The following is a 19,880-nucleotide window of genomic DNA, read 5'->3' on the forward strand; positions in this document are numbered from 1 at the left end:
CACAACGTCTCAGATACCCGCGCGCATACATGAGTTTGGGGGGGAAGGAAAGGGGAACGGCTGCGATTGGCAGAATCGCGCAGACTGGTATTTGAGCACCCTGCGCAGCGCCATTTTTGAGGCTGCGAAACGTCAGTTCCCACGGGGCTTAAGATTCAAATAAATGAATGCGTTTTGAAAAAACTGTATGCAGTGTAGACTGTTACCACTGAACCCACGGTCGAAGAGACGGGAATACGCCAAGGGGGTAACATACTCATAACCGTCAGCCGGCCGACTACCTTGGCGTTTGCAGCTTGTGAGCAAAGGGGCGAAGTATGTCTCAAACCAAGAAAATGCTGGATCCGGATCCGCGGATCTACGATTTCGAAACCGAGTATGAACTGGGTCAGGACAACGTCCGGCCATTCGGTTTGGATATCCACAATCCGGTCTTCCTGATCTCGAGTATTTTGATCTTTGCGTTCGTTTTGATCGCATTGGCCAACCAAGAGGCCGCGGCCGCCTTTTTTGGCTGGCTCAGACCATGGCTCACCAGTACGTTTGACTGGTTTCTCGTCCTGTCCGTGAACGCCATCACCCTGTTCTGTCTGGTTCTGATCGTACTGCCTGTTGGCAAAGTCAGGATCGGTGGCAAGGACGCCAAGCCTGACTATTCCTATGCCGGATGGATCGCGATGATGTTCGCCGCCGGTATTGGTATCGGTCTGCTGTTCTTCGGCGTGATGGAGCCAGTTTATTATAACTTCGCCGAAGACGGGAATGCGGTGCCTCTTGGTATTGATATCGCTGTTCCTGGGAATGAATACGCGGGTATCGTTGGTACGATCCACCATTGGGGCCTTGAAGGTTGGGCGGTGTATGCCGCCGTTGGTTTAAGTCTTGCGATCTTTGCATATAACCTGAACCTGCCCCTGACTTTACGCTCGGCTTTCTATCCGCTTCTGGGTGAGCGTGTCTGGGGTTGGTGGGGTCACCTGATCGACACTCTGGCGGTGTTTGCCACGCTGTTCGGTTTGACCACCTCTCTGGGTCTTGGGGCGCAGCAAGTTGCCGCCGGGTTGTACGAGGTGTTCGGTATCGAGCCTAGCCCGACCGTCACTGTCCTGCTGATCATCGGCATCACGCTGATCGCGCTTGGCTCGGTGCTGCTGGGTATGGATGCGGGCGTGAAACGGCTGAGCGAGATCAACATGATCATGGCCGTTGGTCTGTTCCTTTTCGTCATCATTGTCACCGGAGTGGGTACAGCCATTTCGCGGTATTTCAACGTGATGGTGGATTACGTGACCCATCTACCGGCACTGTCCAATCCATTTGGGCGAGAAGACACCAGCTATTTCCATGGCTGGACGACCTTCTACTGGGCTTGGTGGATCGCGTGGTCGCCTTTTGTGGGCATGTTCATCGCCCGCATTTCCAAGGGCCGTACGGTGCGTGAGTTCATCCTCTGCGCGCTTCTGGCCCCCACGGCGGTCTGCGCCCTGTGGATGTCGACCTTCGGCGGTGCCGCTATCGACATGCTGAACGCAGGCGGAGCAGAAGGCGTGCGCGCAACCGTGATCGACAGCTATGCCCCCGAGGGCGCCCTGTTCGGCTTCCTTAAGGAACTGCCGCTCTATGGCATCATCGCGCCGATCGCCCTGATATTGATCGTCGTGTTCTTTGTGACCTCGTCGGATTCAGGCTCGTTGGTGATTGATACGATTACTGCCGGAGGTAAGATGGATGCTCCGGTGATCCAACGGGTGTTCTGGTGCACGCTCGAGGGTCTGGTGGCAATCGCCCTGCTCTTGGGCGGCGGTCTTGCGGCTCTGCAAGGCGCGGCTGTGTCGACGGGCATCCCGTTCACGTTGGTGGTTCTGATGATGTGCTACTGCCTATGGCTGGCATTGAAATCGGAACGGGCCAAGATGTAGCGACGTACCTTGTATGCAGGGCTTTCCAGCCCTGCCCACATGGCCATGCCAAAAAAAACGCCCGCTGTTTCGGCGGGCGTTTTGATATCAGCTTGATCAGCTCTGATCTTAGCGGCGGATGCCCAGCTTTTTGATCAGGTCCTGATAGCGTGCTTCTTCCTTACCCTTCAGGTAGTCCAGCAGCTTACGGCGCTGGGCGACCATTTTGAGCAGACCGCGACGACCGTGGTTGTCTTTTTTGTGGGTCTTGAAGTGCTCGGTCAGGGTGGTGATGCGCGAGGTCAGGATGGCAACCTGGACTTCAGGCGAACCGGTGTCGCCCTCTTTGGTGCCGAATTCTTTCATGACGCGTGCTTTTTCAGCGGCAGTAATCGACATCGGGGTCTCCTTTAAAGGTTAGAGTTAATGGCGCAGGCCGGGATGTCGTCCAGCACAGGCCCATGGAGAAAACCGCACCGATTCCGATGCGGATGGGCGCGTATAGGCGCTTTTGGCGCGAATGGCAAAGGGATTCTGACGGCTCAACCAGCAGGCAGGTATTCCGCCAATTCGGCCTCGGTCAGGAGATGGATGTCGTCCACCGTCAACCCGTCGGCCCCGAACAGATGCGCGACCTCATGACCGTTGAGGCTGACGCGGGTCAGGTTCTCATTCTCGGGGTCCTGTTCGATTTCGATCTCGGGTGGGTCCTGATCTTCCCAGGTGATCAGCAGGCGGTCCTCACCGGATTGAAAGCCCATCACGGTGACTTCGGAATTCTCCGTGTCGGCGATGATGTCATCCGCGCCTGCGCCTCCGGTCGCAACGTCGCCATCTTTGGCCAGTATCGTGTCCTCACCTGCGCCGCCGTTCAGATAGTCCGTCTCGCCGTTATCTTCATCGCCCAGCAACAGGTCGTCGCCATCGCCGCCGAAGAGGGTATCCTCGCCCGTACCGCCGGTCAGAGTGTCATCACCATAGCCGCCCTGCAGGGCATCATTGCCTTCTCCGCCGTTCAGATCATCGTCGCCCTGACCACCATACAGCGCGTCACTGCCTTCGCCGCCCTGCATATGATCGTCGCCGAAATGACCGTAGAGCCTGTCATCGCCCTCATCCCCGAACAGGGCGTCATCGTCGGCCTCGCCATGCAGAAGGTCATCGCCCTGACCGCCGGACAGGGTGTCCTCACCTTCGGCTCCGTGCATCACGTCGTCGCCATCGCCGCCCATGATGTGGTCATCACCGCCATAGCCGTTGATCTGGTCCGTGCCGTCCTGCCCGGTTATGACATCGGCGTTGTCGCTTCCGGCGATCACCAGATCGCCTTCATGTTCCGAGATCACCGTGCCGCCGGTGTCGTCGCTGTCCTGCGCCGGCTCGATGCTCTCGCCCACGTCAAGGAACTCACCTTCGCCGATCTCGGTCTGGCTTTCGTCCTCCGCGCCTTCGTCTTGCTCATCTTCTTCTTCGATGAACACATCCCCAATGGCGTATGCCGCGCCGCCGACGGCGGCCAATCCGATCAACCCGGCCAGAAACATATCGAACCCTCCGAAAGAAATGAGACGCCTTGGCGGCACTGTCCCATCCGAACGGTTCATCGGTCAAAGCATAGCTGGCCGAGTGGTTAACCCTTTGTCACCAGAGTTCGGGCTGCTGGGTATAGGCGATGTAAAGCGGATGTTTCGGGTGTCCCGCTTTGGACAGGCCCAGATGAAACAGAGGCTGCCCGGTGCCGCGTAGCAGCGCCTCAACCGCTGGGCCGCGGTCCAGATGTGCGCCGTGGGTGCCCCAGGCGGCAATGACCTGATCGGCCCATTGGGCGCCATCCAGAATGGCCGCGTCGTTCGCCGGACCGACCGGATCAGCTGCGGCGCGCATCTTGCGCGGATCGGTATCGCGCCAGGCAAAGATGTTGGTGACTTGAAACGCCCCGAACCCCAGCGCCCGTGCGCGGCGTTCGCAACGCTCGACCGTCGGGTCGTTCTGCACCTCGGTCGCGGTTGACGGGTTCAGCATCACAAACAGCGCCTTACGCCCTGCCGGATCCCAAACACGGGTCAGGCTATAGCGGTATTTCTCGCAATCCGAGTAGACGGCGGTCGAGGGCGCATCGCCCTTGGTATGCGTTCGGGTAATCATGCCCTTCGCCTAACACAGGGCTCAGGTAACGAACACCCGGCTTGGGTGCAGCTCGCCGGATTTGTAGATGCCCACCGCCACGGCCTTGCCGTCCAGCGAGGCCCAGGCCTCATCGCCATATTCCACGTCCGAGGCCAGAACCATGCCCGGATTTCCGTTGCGCAGACGGGTGGCGCCTTCGTGTGTACATTTCAGTTCGGGCAGGTCAGAGAGGCCGGTTTCCAGCGGATGCAGGTAGTCGTCCAGCGCCTCGGTCTTGGCCATCTCGTCGATCTGTTCGATGGACAACCCATCTTCGGCCTCAAAAGGGCCGGACCAGATGCGGCGGAGTGCCTTCACGTGTCCGTGGCAGCCCAAAGCCTCACCCAGATCCCGCGCGATCGAGCGGACATAGCCGCCTTTGCCGCAGGTCATCTCCAGCACCACATGGTCTTCGTCGGGACGGTCAACGAGGATCAGTTCTTCGACCCAGAGGGGGCGGGCGGACAGCTCTACCTCTTCGCCGTCGCGGGCCAGCTTATAGGCGCGTTGCCCGTCGATCTTCACGGCCGAGAACTTGGGCGGCACCTGCATAATATCCCCCAGAAACGGAGCGAGGGCCTGTTTGATATCGTCATCTGTAGGGCGCGCATCGCTTTGCGCAATCACTTCGCCTTCGGCATCGTCGGTGTTGGTGGCTTGTCCAAGACGTACGGTGAAAGTGTAGGCTTTCAAAGCATCGGTGATGTAGGGAACGGTTTTGGTCGCCTCACCCAAAGCCACGGCCAGAACGCCGGTCGCCTCAGGGTCCAGAGTACCCGCATGGCCCGCTTTCTTGGCGTCCATCGCCCAACGCACCTTGTTGACCACTGCGGTCGAGGTCATGCCCGCGGGCTTGTCCACCACCAGCCAACCGGAAATGTCGCGGCCCTTGCGTTTGCGTCCCATCTTGCACCTTGCCTTTTGCTAAGGCGCGCGGGTTAGCGGATCGTTTTGCCGCTGTCAAACTCAGGGCGCGTCTTCGACGACGCCTACGATTGGCCCTAGTGAGAACCCGATATCCGACCGGTTGCTGGCGCGCTCATACATGCGCGAGATATTTCCATCGAGGAACAGCGCATTCGGCGTTTCCAGCACGTCGCGGAACAGCCTGCCGAACTCATGGAAGGTCACGTAATCCTCGGAAATCGCAAAGACCGTGCGCGTGCCATCGGCACTGGTCCCCACACCATTGCGAATGTAGCGTGAGGTCGAATCGGGCAGGAACCGGGGGTGCAACTCGCCGTCGATCACCAGCATCGGGCCGGATTGGGTTGCAAATCGGCACTTTGGGGCCTGATCCACGAAAGTGAGCGTTTCGAACACGTCAGCGCGGCGCTCGCGAATGCAGAACACCCCGTTGGGCAACAATCCGAAATTACCGGGCCCGGCATTCGGGATCACACGCATCTTCTCTTGCCCGTTTTCGACATAGTGGCCAACGGGTGAGCGGTCGTCGTGGTACATGCCCGCATTCATCGCAAAGACAAGCCGTTTGCCTTCGGGCGCGAGCGAGTCGTTCACCGATGAGAAATGCCCAAGCAGATCGCCTTCGTCATCGTTCAGAAACAGGCGCAGGTCTTCCGAGGCATCGACCTCGCAGACCGTATACCGCTTGTCCTCATGGGTCAGCTTTTCACAAGTGACCGCATGGGCCTGCGCGGCCCAGAGAGCCGCGCCAAGTGTTGCGAATGCCCGGATCACTCGTCCAGATCGCGGCGCACCGCGTCCTGTTCGAACATGCGGCGGGTGTCGTCCAGCCGGTCAAACGTATCATCCAGACGGAACCGCAGATCGGGCGAGAATTTCAGGTTCAACTTCTTGCCGATCATGCGCCGCAGCTCACCCTTGTTACGGGCGAGCAGGTCGATCACATCCTCTTGGCCTTTGCCGCCTAGCGGCAGCACATAGGCGGTGGCGATCTTGAGATCGGGCGAGGTGCGGACCTCACCTACGGTGATCGACATACGGTTCAGGTCGGGGTCGTGGACATCTCCGCGCGCCAGAACTTCGGACAGGGTGCGGCGGATCAGTTCGCCGACACGCAGTTGCCGTTGGGACGGGCCGGGGCCATCGTGGAATTTGTTCTTTGCCATACCGACGATCTAAGCCCTAACCGAGCCTTTGCCAAGCGGGCGCGAACCGGGTAGGAGGCTTTGAGCCGACTATATCTAGGGGAAGAAAGCAATGACCCATATTCCGGGGATCGTCATCACAGGGGCTTCGGGCCGTATGGGGCAGATGCTGATCAAGACCGTGACTGACAGCGATCAGGCCCGTCTTGTTGGTGTAGTCGAGCGCGCGGGCCATGACTGGATCGGTCAGGACGTGGGCACCGCGATAGGCGGGCAGGCGCTGGGCGTGACCGTGACAGACGATCCGTTGGAGGCGTTCGCGCAGGCGCAGGCCGTCATTGATTTCACCGCGCCCGAGGCGACGCTGGAGTTTGCTGCTTTGGCCGCGCAGGCGCGGTGTGTGCATGTGATCGGTACCACTGGCATGACCGAGGAACAGATCGCCGCGCTCGAGCCTGCCTCGCGCCATGCAGTGATCGTGCGGGCGGGCAATATGAGCCTTGGGGTCAATTTGCTGGTGCAACTGACCAAAAAAGTCGCCGCTGCTCTGGACGAAGATTTCGACATCGAGGTCATCGAAGGCCATCACCACCACAAGGTCGATGCGCCCTCGGGCACAGCGCTGATGCTGGGCGACGCCGCCGCTGAAGGGCGTGGTGTCAAGCTGTCGGATGTGGCCGACCGGGGCCGCGATGGCATCACCGGCGCGCGAAAGCGCGGAGACATAGGCTTCCACGCCATTCGCGGCGGAGACATCGTGGGCGAACATGACGTCCTGTTCGCCGCGCCGGGAGAGCGCATCGTCCTGCGCCATCTGGCCACGGACCGCGCCATATTTGCCCGCGGCGCGCTGAAGGCGGCGCTTTGGGGGCAGGGCAAGGCACCGGGTCAGTATGACATGGTGGATGTGCTGGGGCTGTAAGTCATAGACGGATCGCCTGACGACGCTAAGGTCTGGTTATGAGGACCCTGAAATCTCGTTTGGTAGCCGGGTTGGTGCTGGTACTGTTCTACCTGACGCTGCTGCCGTTTGTAGTGCATGGGTTCGGGATGATTGGTATCGGATTGTCCGAGAACGCGTCCCGGCAGAGCTATTTGTTCGCCGATGACGCCCGCGTCGGCAACGCCGCCATGATGCTGCATATCGGTGCTGGAACAGTCTTGGTGGCTCTCGTGCCGTTGCAATTGATCCGCGCTGTTCGTCTGAGGTTCAACCGATTTCATCGTATGTTGGGCGCGGTGCTGATCGCGCTGGCACTAGTCACAGGGCTAGCCGGTATGACCTATATTCCCCTGCGCGGAACGATCGGCGGGCCGGTGATGTCTGCTGCGTTTTTCCTCTATGGATTGTGCCTGTTCACTTCGGCCTTGATGCTGGCGCGGATGGCCCGTGTTAGGAACCGAGCAGGGCATTGGGCTTGGGGGTTGCGGCTGTTTTGGCTGGCGCTTGGGTCGTGGCTCTACCGTGTTCATTACACCCTTTGGTACCTTTTGACCGGAGGTGTCGGGTCAGAGCCCGATTTCTCGGGCCCTTTCGATCTGGTGCAGAACTTCGCGTTCTTTGTTCCCTATCTGTTGATGGTGCAGATTTGGATCTTGCGAAAGCGTTCTGCGCATCAGGCTGCATGGACTACAGGTCTTTGATTTTCTCCGCGCGCAACGGGCAAGCAAGATAGACGCCGAATTCCTTGCCGATATCTGCGCTGACGCGGGCGTGAACCGCGCCTTGCCGGTCGAGAAAGCGCTGGTTGTCTTCGACCGGGAAAATCCCCTCATGCCAAATGCCGGGATGGATATAGAAGCCGCGTGAGCCATCGCACCAGAAGGCCACCACCTTTTCCGGTGTCAGATTGTCGCCCGGCAGGGCAACGGGAACGATGAAGGGCTTGTTGTCCAGCGGCCAGAACATTTGCCCGCCATCCGGGTGGTAGTTCATGTGCCACAAAAGGACTTGATCGCGCGGTGCGCTCTGCCGCTCGACCTGTGCCTGCTGAGGATCAGTTGACCAGCCCAGAACGTAGTGGCCGCCCACGGCTTCGTTTCGGCCATAGAGGACATCGCCTTTCCACTGCCCATGGAACGTGCCTTCGACCCAGCCGCCTTCATCGCCGGTGCCTTCGTCGATGGGCCGCCAGCCTTGCTGCGGCCAGCGAGTGATCTCGATCTCGAACCCTTCGGGGTCATCGACCAGACAGCCATAGCCTTTGACCGAAGCGTCCGTGGCGCGGATCAGGGGAACCTCGTGCCACGGCAGCGAGGGTTTGGTGCTGGCTTCAAAGATATATTCCGGGGCGTTCATGGCGTACCCATGTGCTTGTCGACCATACGCTGCACCATCGGGGCGAAATGTGCAAAATCAGGGGTCTCCATATCCGCGCGCTTTCCGGCCTCATCGAGATATCGCACCTGAATGATCTCCTTTAGGTTCGGGTTGGCCTCGAACGCGGTCACTTCCTCGGAGCTCATCGGGCCGCCTTGCAGCTCCAGCGTGTGGACCGAGGCGGCGGACAGCCGGTTGAAATACTCGGGCTTCGTGGCGCAAAGATACCGTTTGGCGGCTACATGGTAGCGACAGCAATCGGTGATGACGGACGGAAAGAACTGCTCCAGCACTTCCGCACCTGCGTCTTCATGATGGCGATCCTCGGTGTCATCCGGGTGATAGGTTCCGAATTCCGAGGTGAAGTGGCCGATGTCATGCAGGAGGGCACCCACGATGATCTCTTCGGGCATGCCGTTCTGTTCGGCGATGGTGGCCCCTTGCAGCATGTGCTCGGCCATGGTCACGGGTTCGCCCAGATATTCCTCGCCACCACGGCGGTCGAAGATATCGCCGATGAAGGCCACGATATTGTCGCGGTTCAGAGTCGTGTAGTCGGGTTTCATTCCGCCGCCTCCGGTTGTGCCATGTCCATAGCGGCCAGAGTGGACAGCAACCCGTCCTTGTCGGCGTAGCAGCCTTGCAGCCACCGCGACCCTGCGCCCGAATAGCCAAGTCGCGCATGCAGCACGCGGGTGTTGTCGACGATGAAGCTCTCGCCCGGTTCAAGCTTGAACGACACGCCCATCGCAGGGTCGTCGATGATGTCCCCCAACTGGCGATAGGCGGCGTAATAGGCCTCCATTTTGTCGAAGGGCACATCCACAAAGGGCGCGGAGGAGCGGTTATTGAACCGGATGCCAATGACTTCGCCATCGGGTGACAGTTCGATCATCGGGCGGCGTGAGCGCAGGCAAACCCCGTCCGAGCCTTTGTATTCGAACCGCGCAGGATAGCCGGCCAGCAGAGCAAAGCCCTCGGGATTCTGGTCGCGCAGTTTTTCGGCGGCGCGGAACCCGTCAACGACGATCGAGTCGCCGCCCTCGGCGCTGTTTTCAAGGCAGTAGAGGATTTGTAGCGTCGGCACCGGATCGCGGTAGGGATTGTCGGTGTGGGCCTGCAATCCCAGTCCGGTATAGGCGAGGTTGGTCGGGTTCACCTCTGTCCGAACCTCAAAATAAGGGCCGTAGTTGGTCTCACGCACATAGCCAAACAGGTCGGCCACCTTCAGTAGAGACTCGGGCTCGGTCGGACCACCGGTCAGTTTGGCAAAGCCGAATTCGGCCACAGCCGCCAGCCAGTTGCGTTTGGCGCTCGGGTCGGCGTGAACCGCGTTCCAGTCGCCGCTGGGGGCTGCGATGCCGCTTTCCCATGTGGTGATGCCGGGGGCGATGCGCCCGAACGGGGCGCTTTGATCGCGATCGTAAACATGATCGGCCAGCCATTCGGCGGGGAAGGTGACGGTTTTACCCTCTGGCTGGAAGGTGACGCTCAGATCGCCGTCGATCACCTCGGCCGCGGTGACTGAGGTGTTTTCGGGGATGTCGCCAATGGTGATCAGGCGCTGCCCGTTGCCTGGCGCGCGGGTGTCCGGGTCAAGCGCGTTGTCGCGCAGCCAGATGGCATGAAATCGGGCCGAGGTTCCGTCGGTGAATTCAACAGTCACAACCGAAGGGTCAAAGGTGGCGGTGCGCAGCATGGGGTCTCTCCTGTTCAGCGCGGGCGTTGCTTGAAGGGGATACGCGCCTTATGACATTATCACAATTAATGCTTATTTCGTCTGAGGGTTGGTTTTTCTAATGACTAAGGAAAAGATCGGTTTGCCGCCTCTGGACTGGCTGCGGGTGTTCGAGGCGGCTGGTCGACTCGGCGGTTTCTCGGCCGCTGCGCGTGAGTTCGGTTTGACTCAGGCGGCGGTCAGCCAGCGGATCGGCAACCTTGAGGCATGGCTCGGGCGCATGCTTTTTGTGCGTGAGGCGCGGGGCGTGTCGCTAACCATCGAAGGCGAAAGCTATCTGCCGCTGGTGCAAGACAGCCTGCAGGCGCTGGAACGGAACACCGAAGATCTGTTCGGCAAATCCCCACGAGAGCTTCGGGTCGCGGGGCTTTCCTCACATATCCACGCACTGGTTCTGCCAGCCTTGCCTGCCTTTCTGAACATGCGGCCCAAGGTGCGGGTGATGACGGATTCGGTGACACGCAGAACGTCGCTGGAGGAGGAGCGGACATGGCTGCAAATCCGCTACGGTCGCGGTGTCTGGCCGGGGCGCAAGGCCAAGCTGATCGCGCCCGAGGTGCTGGCCCCGATGGCTGCGCCGGATGTATCATGGGGTGCGCCGTTGATTGATCTGCGGGGCGAGCGGCCCGGCTGGCAGGATTGGGCGCAGGGTTCAGGGATCAAGGACCTGCCGCAGGGCCGGATCAGCTTTGATTCCGTCGGGCACGCTATGAAGGCCGCGCGGCAGGGACTAGGGGTTGTTCTGGGATCAGTGCCCCTCGCTGCTGAAAGCTTGCAGTCGGGGCGATTGCGCAGGCTCGACCTGCCAGAGCTGAAGACCAAGGATGGCTATTGGCTGACATGGCCCGAGGATCGGGCCAAATCGAAAAAGCAGCGCGCGTTGTTGGACGATTTCCTGCAAGCGCTGCGGGCATGAGCCATCAGAAGTCGATGGCGATGCCCTTCTTCTCCCAATCGCCATAACGCGCCGGGTCCGGGCCATCACGCCCGCCCAGCTCTTTCGGCATGTCTTTTGCTTCGGCTTCGGCCTTGCGGCGGCGCTCGGCGGCCTCGGCCAGTGCGCGCTGGGCTGCGGGCGGCAGATCTTTGGTGTCGTCACTCATGACATCGGGTTCCTTTCCGGTCACGGTCTTGATATACGCCACCGTCCGCCAAAGGCAATGCGGACCACAAGCACATCAAAAGGCGGTTCCATGTCCGACAATGCAACAGCGGCGCGACGCAGCGCGATCTATCTGCTGGATCAGATTTTGGGCGAAGGGCGGCTTTTGTCCGAATGTCTGGCCGCAGGCGCGCTGGACCGTCTGGCCCCCGAAGACCGGGCGCGGGCGCAACGCCTGACGCTGGAAACCCTGCGCGGGCTCGAGCGCGCGGACCGGCTGCTCGACAATCACCTCAACCGTACCCCGGCGCTGACCGTCTACAACGCTTTGCGTCTTGGCGCGGTCGAGCTGTGCCACGGCGAGGCCGCCCATGGTGTGGTGAATTCCATGGTCGAAATTGTTGGCCGCTCACGCAAGCATGGGCGTCTCAAGGGATTGGTGAATGCGGTGCTGCGCAAGGTAGCCGCCGAAGGGCCAGACGCTTGGCCCAAGATGCGCGTGCCGCGTCTGCCGGACTGGCTGCGTGATCCGCTGGTCATGGCTTGGGGGACAGAGGCCGTTGCAGGCATGGAGCAGGCGCATTTCGCAGCCGCCCCACTGGATCTGACGGTCAAGCCGGGCTCGGATGCGCCGGGTCAGGTGCTGCCGACCGGGTCAATGCGCGTGCAGGATGCGGGGCAGGTTTCGGGTTTGCCGGGCTACAAATCGGGCGATTGGTGGGTGCAGGATGCGGCAGCGGCGATGCCGGTGCGCGTGCTGGCCCCACAAGCCGGTGAGAAAATCCTCGACCTTTGCGCCGCACCGGGGGGCAAGACGCTGCAACTGGCGGCTACTGGGGCCGAGGTGACGGCGTTGGATATATCGGAGCAACGGTTGGAGCGGGTGCGGGAAAACCTCATTCGCACCGGGTTGGAGGCAACTGTCATCGCAGGCGACGCACTGGAACATCAGGGTCAGTATGATGCGATCCTGCTGGACGCGCCCTGTTCGGCGACCGGTACGATCCGCCGCCACCCGGATCTGCCCTTTGCCAAGGACGGCTCGGAATTCGGCGGTCTGATCGAGCTGCAGACCCAGATGCTGGCCCATGCCTGGAGCCTGCTCAAGCCGGGCGGGCGGCTGGTCTATTGCACCTGCTCTTTGCTGCCTGACGAGGGCGAGGTGCAGGTCGAAGAGTCGCTGGAGATGTACCTGGACATGTCCGTGGATCGCGACGCGTTGAAGCGCGACGGGGTTGAACCGGACTGGATCACCGAGGAAGGCGGCCTGCGTCTGCGGCCCGATTATTGGCCCGATCGCGGCGGGATGGATGGATTCTACATCGCCTGTCTGAACAAATCCGCCTGAGCGCATGCTTTTCGATGACTTGACGATCGGCGCGGTCTATCGTTGGGTCTCAAGCGCCAGCAGAGCGCAAGAGGCAGAGTAACGAGCGTCATGTCAGATACGGACACCATGACCAGCCGGTGGATGCGGTTCCAGAACCGTCTCTATGCGCGCCTGAGCCAAAGGCAAAAGGCGGTCACGGGGTTTGTCACGCAGCCCGAACCGCGCACGGTTGGGTCTTTTGCCCGTGGTCGTCAGCTGGTGGCGGGCAACCTGCTGTTCTCCGGATATCTCGTCGAGGCGCAAGATACTGGCCTGTGGGAGGTCACGGCCCCCAGTCTGGGTTTTGACGATGAAAGGCACGGCTTTGCCTGGCTGGATGATCTGGCGGCTGTCGGGGATATGCGGGCGCGAGACAAGGCGCAGCGCTGGGTCTGGGGCTGGATCGAGGCGCATGGGCGCGGGCAAGGGCCGGGATGGGTTCCCGATCTGACCGGACGGCGCGTCATGCGCTGGATAAATCATGCGTCCTTCTTGCTGCGCGGCGCAGATGAGGCGCAGAGCAAACTGTTTTTCCGGTCTCTCGCGCAACAAACATGGTTTCTGTCGAAACGGGCCCATGCCGCAACGCCGGGTTTGCCAAGGTTCGAGGCACTGGCTGGTCTGGTTCAGGCTGGATTGGCCTTGCAGGGGCTGGAGGGGATGGCCGATCCCGCCCTGCGTGCGTTGGCGCGCGAATGCGAACGGCAGGTCGACAAACAGGGCGGCATCCCGACGCGCAACCCCGAAGAGCTGCTTGAGGTGTTTACGCTACTCGGCTGGACCTCTGCCGCCCTCAGCGATCTTGGTCGTGGCACACCGGTGGCGCAGGCCGCAGCGATCAAGCGGATTGCGCCCACCCTGCGCAGTTTGCGCCATGCGGATGGCGCTCTGGCCCGGTTCCATGGCGGCGGGCGCGGGGTCGAAGGCCGGTTGGAACAGGCGTTGGCCCAAAGCGGAGTCAAACACAAGGCGGCAACGGAATTGCCCATGGGTTTTGCCCGGCTCTCTGCCGCCCGCACGACGGTGATTGTGGATGCCAGCCCACCGCCCGTTGGCGCGGCCTCGTTGAACGCGCATGCCTCGACCACGGCGTTTGAGCTGACCTCGGGCCGGCGTCCGCTGATCGTGAATTGTGGCTCCGGCGCCAGTTTTGGACTGGATTGGCGCCGGGCGGGACGGGCCACCCCGTCTCATTCCACGCTCTGTCTGGATGGGTATTCCAGCGCGCGTCTCGCCAAACCTGTGACGGGCAGCGAGCGGCAGGCGCTGGTGGATGCGCCGCAAGACGTCCCTGTGGATTTCGAGGACGCGTTCGAGGGCATCCGCTTCATGGTCGGCCAAGACGGCTATACCAAGGTTTTCGGCTTGACCCACGCCCGCACGTTCGAGCTGCGCTTTGACGGGCGTGAGCTGACCGGCGAGGACATCCTGCTGACCACAAGCGACAAGTCCAAGCGGCAGTTTGACAAGGCGATGGATGCCTCGGGCCTTGCAGGTGTCGGGTTCGACATCCGGTTCCACCTGCACCCGGATGTGGATGCGGCCGTGGATCTCGGAGGTTCGGCGGTGTCGATGGCCCTCAAAAGCGGTGAGATCTGGGTTTTCCGCCATGATGGCGTGGGAAAATTGTCCGTCGAGCCAAGCGTTTACCTTGAAAAAGGGCGTTTAAAGCCGCGCGCGACAAAACAGATCGTTCTATCTGGCCGCGCAATGGAGTATGCGACGCGCATCCAGTGGACGTTGAGCAAGGCGCAGGATACAGCCTATGCCGTGCGCGACATGCACCGGGACGAACCCGAATTCGACTGACGCCAAAAGGACCTTTGGACCCATGACCGACCTTCACCCCGTGCGCCGCGCGTTGCTTTCCGTTTCCGACAAGACCGGGCTGATCGAGCTGGGAAAGGCGCTGGCCGAGCGTGGGGTTGAGCTGCTGTCCACCGGGGGGACCGCCAAGGCCCTGCGTGATGCGGGGCTTGAGGTTCGGGACGTCAGCGAGATCACGGGCTTCCCCGAGATGATGGATGGCCGGGTCAAGACCTTGCACCCGATGGTGCATGGCGGCCTTCTGGCGCTGCGCGACAATGACAGCCACGTGGCGGCCATGGAAGAACATGGCATTGGTGCGATCGACCTGCTGGTCGTGAACCTTTACCCATTCGAGGCGACGGTGGCCAAAGGGGCCGATTATGACACCTGCATCGAGAATATTGATATCGGCGGTCCGGCGATGATCCGCGCGGCGTCCAAGAACCATGCTTTTGTGAACGTGGTTGTGGATGTGCAGGATTATGACGCGCTGCTGGCTGAACTAGCGGCAAACGATGGTCAGACCTCTTACGCGTTCCGTCAGGGTCTGGCGCAGACGGCCTATGCCCGCACTGCAGCCTATGACACAGCTGTTTCGAACTGGATGGCTGATGCGCTGGCCACTGACGCTCCGCGCCGCCGTGCCTTTGCCGGTGAGCTGAAACAGACCCTGCGCTATGGCGAGAACAGCCACCAGCAGGCGGCGTTCTACACCGATGGCACCGACCGCCCCGGCGTGGCGACCGCCGTGCAGCATCAGGGCAAGGAACTGAGCTACAACAACATCAACGACACCGACGCAGCTTTTGAACTGGTTGCCGAGTTCAACCCTGCCGACACTGCCGCCTGCGCGATTATCAAACACGCCAACCCCTGCGGTGTCGCCACCGGAGCGACACTTCTGGACGCGTATAAATCGGCGTTCGATTGCGACCGGACCTCGGCCTTTGGTGGGATCGTCGCGTTGAACCAGCCTCTGGACGCGGAGACAGCGCAGGAGATCACCGGTATCTTCACCGAGGTCGTCATTGCCCCCGGTGCCTCGGATGAGGCCAAGGAGATCTTTGCCGCCAAGAAGAACCTGCGCCTGTTGACGACTGAGGGTCTGCCGGACGTGACCGCAGGAGGGAAAACCGTGCGTCAGGTGGCCGGTGGCCTTCTGGTCCAAGACAAGGATAACGGCTTTGTCGGCATGGATGACCTGAAAGTGGTCACCAAGAAAGCGCCGACCGACGAACAGATGCGAGACCTTCTGTTTGCGTGGAAAGTCGCCAAACACGTCAAATCCAACGCTATCGTCTACGTCAAGGACGGCGCGACCGTCGGGGTTGGTGCGGGCCAAATGAGCCGCGTCGACTCGGCGCTGATTGCGGCCAAGAAAGCCGAGCGCATGGCTGATGTGCTGGGACTGCCGCAGCCGCTGACCATCGGCTCCGCCGTGGCCTCGGATGCGTTCTTCCCCTTCCCTGATGGTCTGATGGAAGCCGCCGAGGCCGGTGCCACCTGCGTAATTCAACCCGGTGGCTCGATGCGCGATGACGAAGTGATCGCGGCGGCGGATGAGGCCGGTTTGGCCATGGTCTTCACCGGCATGCGCCACTTCCGCCACTGATGCGCAGCCGTCTTCTGCTCTGGGCCGCGCTGACGGCGTTTCTGATCGACCAGATCAGCAAATATCTGGTCGTACACGTGATGCGCGTGGCCGAGGGCAATATCGAGGTGCTGCCGCCGCTGCTGGTTTTCAAATACGGCGAGAATCGCGGTATCAATTTTGGCCTGTTTCAAGGCAATTCCGACGCCGCGCGGTGGGTTCTGATTGGCATTTCCGTGGCCGTATGTATCGCGGTTGCGATCTGGCTGTGGCGGTCGGCCCCGACCAAGGTGATGCTGCTAAGCGGCGGGCTGCTGATCGGCGGGGCGCTTGGCAATGTGGTTGACCGGGTGCTCTATGGCTATGTTTTGGATTTCCTGAACATGTCCTGTTGTGGTATCGACAATCCCTTCGTGTTCAATCTGGCCGATGTGTTCATCTTTGCCGGTGCCATCGGGCTTGTGTTGTTCGACAGTAAAAAGGCCTCGTGACGCGCCCGATGAGATGCGTTAAAAGCACCTGAAACAGGTTGGAGACTCTGATGCGGTTGTCGCGCGCCTTACTTGCCATGATCCTTGGTGCAGCCATTGCAGGTTGCAACAACCCCGGCCTGCGCGACCTTCAGCCTCCGGGGGACGGTCCGGATGAGTTCTCCGTGCTGCCGGTCAAACCGCTGACCCAGCCCAAGGACTATGCGTTTCTACCGGCCCCCACACCGGGCGGTGGCAACCTGACGGATCCGAACCCGAACGCAGACGCCGTGGTGGCCCTTGGGGGCAACGCGTCGGCGCTGAACCCGAATGCGGCGATCCCATCGTCGGATGCTGCATTGGTGACCGCTTCAAGCCGCTACGGCGTGCCTGAAAACGCGCGCGCCGTGGTCGAGGCTGACGACGAAGCTTTCCGCAAGCGCCGTGGTCGCTGGACCGGTCTGCGCCTGTTCCCGGTCGACCGCTACCAGCAGGTTTACGAACGTCAGTCGATCGATCCTTACGCCGAGACCGACGCTGCCCGCCGCGCGGGGGTTGAGACTCCGTCTTCACCTCCGAATGAATAATTCTTTAACTTTCTGTCATCTCCCTTGATCCCGCCGGGCACCACCGTAGTTTGAAGTCTAGAAACGAAACGGAGGATGCCCCATGGTTCGGGCTTTGGCACTATCTGCCGCCCTGATGGCAGCCACCCCGGTCCTGGCCGAGGACGGGAAAGAGGCGGTCACAACCTTCACTTTGGACAACAGCATGGATGTCGTTGTGGTCGAGGATCACCGCGCGCCGGTTGTGCAGCACATGGTCTGGTATCGCGCCGGATCGGCAGATGAGCCGATCGGGTCATCCGGCGTGGCGCATTTCCTCGAACATTTGCTGTTCAAGGGCACCGATACTTTGGCTCCGGGCGAGTTCTCGGCCACGGTTGCGGCCAATGGGGGCAATGACAACGCTTTTACCTCCTACGACTACACGGCCTATTTCCAGCGCGTCGCGGCCGACCGGCTGGAGCTGATGATGCAGATGGAATCGGACCGGATGCGGAATATTCGCCTGTCTGAAGACGATATTGCCACCGAACGCGACGTGATTCTGGAAGAGCGGAACCAACGCACGGACAACAACCCGCGCGCGCTGTTTGGCGAGCAGATGAACGCGGCGCAGTACCTCAACCACCGCTACGGCGTCCCGATCATCGGCTGGCGGCATGAGATGGAGACGCTGGACATGGAGGACGCGCTGTCCTTCTACCAGACCCACTATGCCCCCAATAACGCCATCCTTGTCGTGACCGGAGACGTCGACCCGGACGAGGTGCGCAGCCTTGCGGATCAGTATTACGGCGTGATCCCGGCCAACCCGGACCTGCCGGAACGCATCCGCTCGCAGGAGCCCCCGCAAACGGCGGAACGTCGCCTGACCTACAAAGACCCACGTGTGTCGCAGCCCTATGTGCAGCGCAGCTACCTCGCCCCGGAACGCGATCCGGGCGCACAGGAGAAAGCGGCAGCCCTGTTTCTATTGGCTGAACTGCTCGGGGGCGGCACGACCTCTTATCTGAACGAGAAACTGCAATTCGAAGATCAGGTCGTTACCTATGCAGGCGCCTTCTACCGGGGGGTCTCACTGGATGACACCACCTTTGACCTGTTGGTTGTTCCCGCCGAAGGTGTCTCGCTGCAAGAGGCCGAGGATGCCATGGATCGTGTTGTGGCCGAGTTCATCGCCGAGGGGGTGAACGAAGAAGATCTTGATCGGATCAAGATGCAGCTGCGCGCCTCGCAGACCTATGCCCGTGACAATGTGGACGGCATCGGCAACCGCTATGGCCGTGCCCTGACCAGCGGATTGACGGTTGAGGATGTACAGGCCTGGCCCGACGTCCTGCAGGCCGTGACCGGGGATGAAATCATCGCCGCCGCCCGCGAGGTTCTGCAACTGGAAAGCTCGGTCACCGGCTGGCTGATGAAGGATGATGAGGTGACCCAATGAAACGCATCTTCGCAACCCTGATCGCCTTTGTCATCGCGCTTCCCGCATGGGCCGAGATCAAGATTGAGGAGGTCACCTCGCCCGGCGGCATCACCGCATGGCTGGTCGAGGATCATTCGATCCCCTTCGCGGCGCTCGAGCTGCGCTTTCGCGGTGGCACCTCGCTGGATGACCCTGACAAGCGCGGCGCGGTTTACCTGATGAGCGGCCTGATCGAAGAAGGCGCGGGCGACATGGATGCCCGCACTTATGCGCGCGAGCTGGAGTCGCTGGCCGCCTCATTCACCTACAATGCCGGAGACGACTCGGTTTCGATCTCGGCCCGTTTCCTGACCGAAAACCGGGACGAGGTGATTGATCTGCTGCGCACAACACTGCTTGAGCCGCGCTTTGACGAGGACGCGGTGGAACGTGTGAAGGCGCAGATCCTGTCCGGCCTGCGCTCGGACCAGACCGACCCGAACGATATCGCCGGTCGCAGCTTTGCCGCTATGGCCTATGGCGATCATCCCTACGGGTCCGAGGGCAAAGGCACGCTTGAAACCGTAGCGGCCCTGACGCGCGATGATGTAGTCACCGCTTATGAGAGCGTATTTGCCAAGGATCGCCTCTATGTGGGCGCTGTCGGCGATATTACAGCCGAGGAACTGGGCGTGCTGCTGGATACGTTGCTGTTGGACCTACCCGAGACCGGCAAACCGATCCCGGACAAAGCCGAGGTTCAAATCGAGGGTGGCGTAAGCGTGGTCGAATTCGACACGCCGCAATCCGTGGCGCTGTTCTCGCAGAAAGGGATCGACCGTGACGATCCTGATTTCTTCGCTGCTTTTGTCCTGAATCACATCCTTGGCGGCGGCGGTTTCGAAAGCCGCCTGATGCAAGAGGTGCGCGAAAAGCGCGGCCTGACCTACGGTGTCTATTCCTATCTGGCGCCCAAGGACCTGGCCTCAGTCTATTTGGGTTCAGTTTCGTCCTCCAATGATCGCATCGCCGAAGCCATCGAGGTAATCCGCGACGAATGGGCCCGAGCAGCGTCCGAGGGCGTGACCCAGAAGGAGTTGGACGACGCCAAGACCTATCTGACCGGCGCGTATCCGCTTCGGTTTGATGGCAACGGCCGTATTGCCGGGATCATGGTCGGGATGCAAATGCAGGGTTTGCCGATCGACTATATCGCGACGCGCAACGACAAGGTGAATGCGGTGACGCTGGAAGAGATCAATCGCGTGGCGTCCGAACTGCTGGACCCGGAAGGCCTACACTTCACCATCGTCGGAAAACCCGAAGGGGTGGATGGCTGACGCCGTCCCCCCTGCGCTTGGCTTGCAGTAGACC

General features: G+C 61.0%; 21 protein-coding genes. 11 read left to right on the forward strand and 10 right to left on the reverse strand.

Features of this window, described 5'->3' with window-relative positions; all coding sequences use genetic code 11:
* Window positions 1–317: 317 nt before the first annotated feature.
* Entirely contained in the window at window positions 318–1,919 is a 1,602-nt protein-coding gene (locus J7394_RS06965; RefSeq protein WP_209251858.1) for a BCCT family transporter, read from the forward strand.
* Between the two features lie 108 nt (window positions 1,920–2,027).
* Here the strand turns inward: J7394_RS06965 and rpsO are convergent, their stop codons facing one another.
* From rpsO to rbfA, 6 genes are all read right to left on the reverse strand, one after another.
* Complete coding sequence (rpsO, locus tag J7394_RS06970) at window positions 2,028–2,297, reverse strand: 30S ribosomal protein S15 (RefSeq protein WP_170379357.1); 270 nt, start codon at window positions 2,295–2,297, stop codon at window positions 2,028–2,030.
* A 143-nt stretch (window positions 2,298–2,440) separates the two neighbouring features.
* Entirely contained in the window at window positions 2,441–3,442 is a 1,002-nt protein-coding gene (locus J7394_RS06975; RefSeq protein ID WP_209251859.1) for a calcium-binding protein, read from the reverse strand.
* A gap of 97 nt (window positions 3,443–3,539) precedes the next feature.
* Window positions 3,540–4,043 (reverse strand): DUF1643 domain-containing protein, encoded by a 504-nt coding sequence (locus J7394_RS06980; protein WP_209251861.1) that lies wholly within the window; start codon window positions 4,041–4,043, stop codon window positions 3,540–3,542.
* Between the two features lie 21 nt (window positions 4,044–4,064).
* Window positions 4,065–4,970, reverse strand: a complete 906-nt coding sequence (gene truB / locus J7394_RS06985; RefSeq protein WP_209251863.1) for a tRNA pseudouridine(55) synthase TruB — start codon at window positions 4,968–4,970, stop codon at window positions 4,065–4,067.
* A gap of 60 nt (window positions 4,971–5,030) precedes the next feature.
* Window positions 5,031–5,765, reverse strand: coding sequence for a phosphodiester glycosidase family protein (locus J7394_RS06990; protein ID WP_209251865.1), 735 nt, complete (start codon window positions 5,763–5,765; stop codon window positions 5,031–5,033).
* Window positions 5,762–6,157 carry a 30S ribosome-binding factor RbfA gene (rbfA, locus tag J7394_RS06995; RefSeq protein WP_170379347.1) on the reverse strand — a complete coding sequence of 132 codons (396 nt, stop codon included), beginning with the start codon at window positions 6,155–6,157 and terminating at the stop codon, window positions 5,762–5,764. Before rbfA ends, J7394_RS06990 begins: the two co-directional genes overlap by 4 nt.
* A 91-nt stretch (window positions 6,158–6,248) precedes the next feature.
* Between rbfA and dapB the strand changes: the two genes are divergently transcribed.
* The gene (dapB, locus tag J7394_RS07000) at window positions 6,249–7,058 is read left to right on the forward strand and encodes a 4-hydroxy-tetrahydrodipicolinate reductase (protein WP_209251867.1); all 810 of its coding nucleotides are present in this window, start codon (window positions 6,249–6,251) and stop codon (window positions 7,056–7,058) included.
* Between the two features lie 38 nt (window positions 7,059–7,096).
* On the forward strand, window positions 7,097–7,780 hold the full coding sequence (locus J7394_RS07005) for a DUF2306 domain-containing protein (protein WP_209251868.1): 684 nt from the start codon (window positions 7,097–7,099) through the stop codon (window positions 7,778–7,780).
* Here J7394_RS07005 and J7394_RS07010 read toward each other — a convergent pair.
* Genes J7394_RS07010 through J7394_RS07020 form a run of 3 tightly spaced genes read right to left on the reverse strand, consistent with a single transcriptional unit; the run spans window position 7,767 to window position 10,155 of the window.
* Window positions 7,767–8,435, reverse strand: coding sequence for an ureidoglycolate lyase (locus J7394_RS07010; protein WP_209251870.1), 669 nt, complete (start codon window positions 8,433–8,435; stop codon window positions 7,767–7,769). The genes J7394_RS07005 and J7394_RS07010 overlap by 14 nt on opposite strands.
* Window positions 8,432–9,022 (reverse strand): HD domain-containing protein, encoded by a 591-nt coding sequence (locus tag J7394_RS07015; RefSeq protein ID WP_209251872.1) that lies wholly within the window; start codon window positions 9,020–9,022, stop codon window positions 8,432–8,434. Before J7394_RS07015 ends, J7394_RS07010 begins: the two co-directional genes overlap by 4 nt.
* On the reverse strand, window positions 9,019–10,155 hold the full coding sequence (locus J7394_RS07020; RefSeq protein WP_209251874.1) for a gamma-butyrobetaine dioxygenase: 1,137 nt from the start codon (window positions 10,153–10,155) through the stop codon (window positions 9,019–9,021). Before J7394_RS07020 ends, J7394_RS07015 begins: the two co-directional genes overlap by 4 nt.
* A 100-nt stretch (window positions 10,156–10,255) precedes the next feature.
* Between J7394_RS07020 and J7394_RS07025 the strand changes: the two genes are divergently transcribed.
* A complete protein-coding gene (locus J7394_RS07025; RefSeq protein ID WP_209251876.1) occupies window positions 10,256–11,110 on the forward strand; it encodes a LysR family transcriptional regulator in 855 nt (284 codons plus the stop codon).
* A 4-nt stretch (window positions 11,111–11,114) separates the two neighbouring features.
* Here the strand turns inward: J7394_RS07025 and J7394_RS07030 are convergent, their stop codons facing one another.
* A complete protein-coding gene (locus tag J7394_RS07030; protein ID WP_170643653.1) occupies window positions 11,115–11,297 on the reverse strand; it encodes a DUF1674 domain-containing protein in 183 nt (60 codons plus the stop codon).
* 90 nt (window positions 11,298–11,387) lie between these two features.
* Here J7394_RS07030 and J7394_RS07035 point away from each other — a divergent pair, with 90 nt between their 5' ends.
* From J7394_RS07035 to J7394_RS07065, 7 genes are all read left to right on the forward strand, one after another.
* Window positions 11,388–12,644 carry an RsmB/NOP family class I SAM-dependent RNA methyltransferase gene (locus J7394_RS07035; protein WP_209251878.1) on the forward strand — a complete coding sequence of 419 codons (1,257 nt, stop codon included), beginning with the start codon at window positions 11,388–11,390 and terminating at the stop codon, window positions 12,642–12,644.
* A 90-nt stretch (window positions 12,645–12,734) separates the two neighbouring features.
* Complete coding sequence (locus J7394_RS07040; protein ID WP_209251880.1) at window positions 12,735–14,474, forward strand: heparinase II/III family protein; 1,740 nt, start codon at window positions 12,735–12,737, stop codon at window positions 14,472–14,474.
* A 22-nt stretch (window positions 14,475–14,496) separates the two neighbouring features.
* Window positions 14,497–16,086 (forward strand): bifunctional phosphoribosylaminoimidazolecarboxamide formyltransferase/IMP cyclohydrolase, encoded by a 1,590-nt coding sequence (gene purH, locus J7394_RS07045; RefSeq protein ID WP_209251881.1) that lies wholly within the window; start codon window positions 14,497–14,499, stop codon window positions 16,084–16,086.
* Window positions 16,086–16,556 carry a signal peptidase II gene (lspA, locus tag J7394_RS07050; protein WP_209251882.1) on the forward strand — a complete coding sequence of 157 codons (471 nt, stop codon included), beginning with the start codon at window positions 16,086–16,088 and terminating at the stop codon, window positions 16,554–16,556. Before purH ends, lspA begins: the two co-directional genes overlap by 1 nt.
* Window positions 16,557–16,606: 50 nt before the next feature.
* The gene (locus tag J7394_RS07055) at window positions 16,607–17,122 is read left to right on the forward strand and encodes a DUF3035 domain-containing protein (RefSeq protein ID WP_209251883.1); all 516 of its coding nucleotides are present in this window, start codon (window positions 16,607–16,609) and stop codon (window positions 17,120–17,122) included.
* A gap of 82 nt (window positions 17,123–17,204) precedes the next feature.
* Window positions 17,205–18,545 (forward strand): pitrilysin family protein, encoded by a 1,341-nt coding sequence (locus tag J7394_RS07060; RefSeq protein ID WP_209251884.1) that lies wholly within the window; start codon window positions 17,205–17,207, stop codon window positions 18,543–18,545.
* Window positions 18,542–19,846 carry a pitrilysin family protein gene (locus J7394_RS07065; protein ID WP_209251885.1) on the forward strand — a complete coding sequence of 435 codons (1,305 nt, stop codon included), beginning with the start codon at window positions 18,542–18,544 and terminating at the stop codon, window positions 19,844–19,846. The genes J7394_RS07060 and J7394_RS07065 overlap by 4 nt, the downstream gene beginning before the upstream one ends.
* Window positions 19,847–19,880 lie beyond the last annotated feature (34 nt).

Source organism: Ruegeria sp. R13_0 (genome assembly GCF_017743995.1).
Taxonomy (GTDB): domain Bacteria; phylum Pseudomonadota; class Alphaproteobacteria; order Rhodobacterales; family Rhodobacteraceae; genus Ruegeria.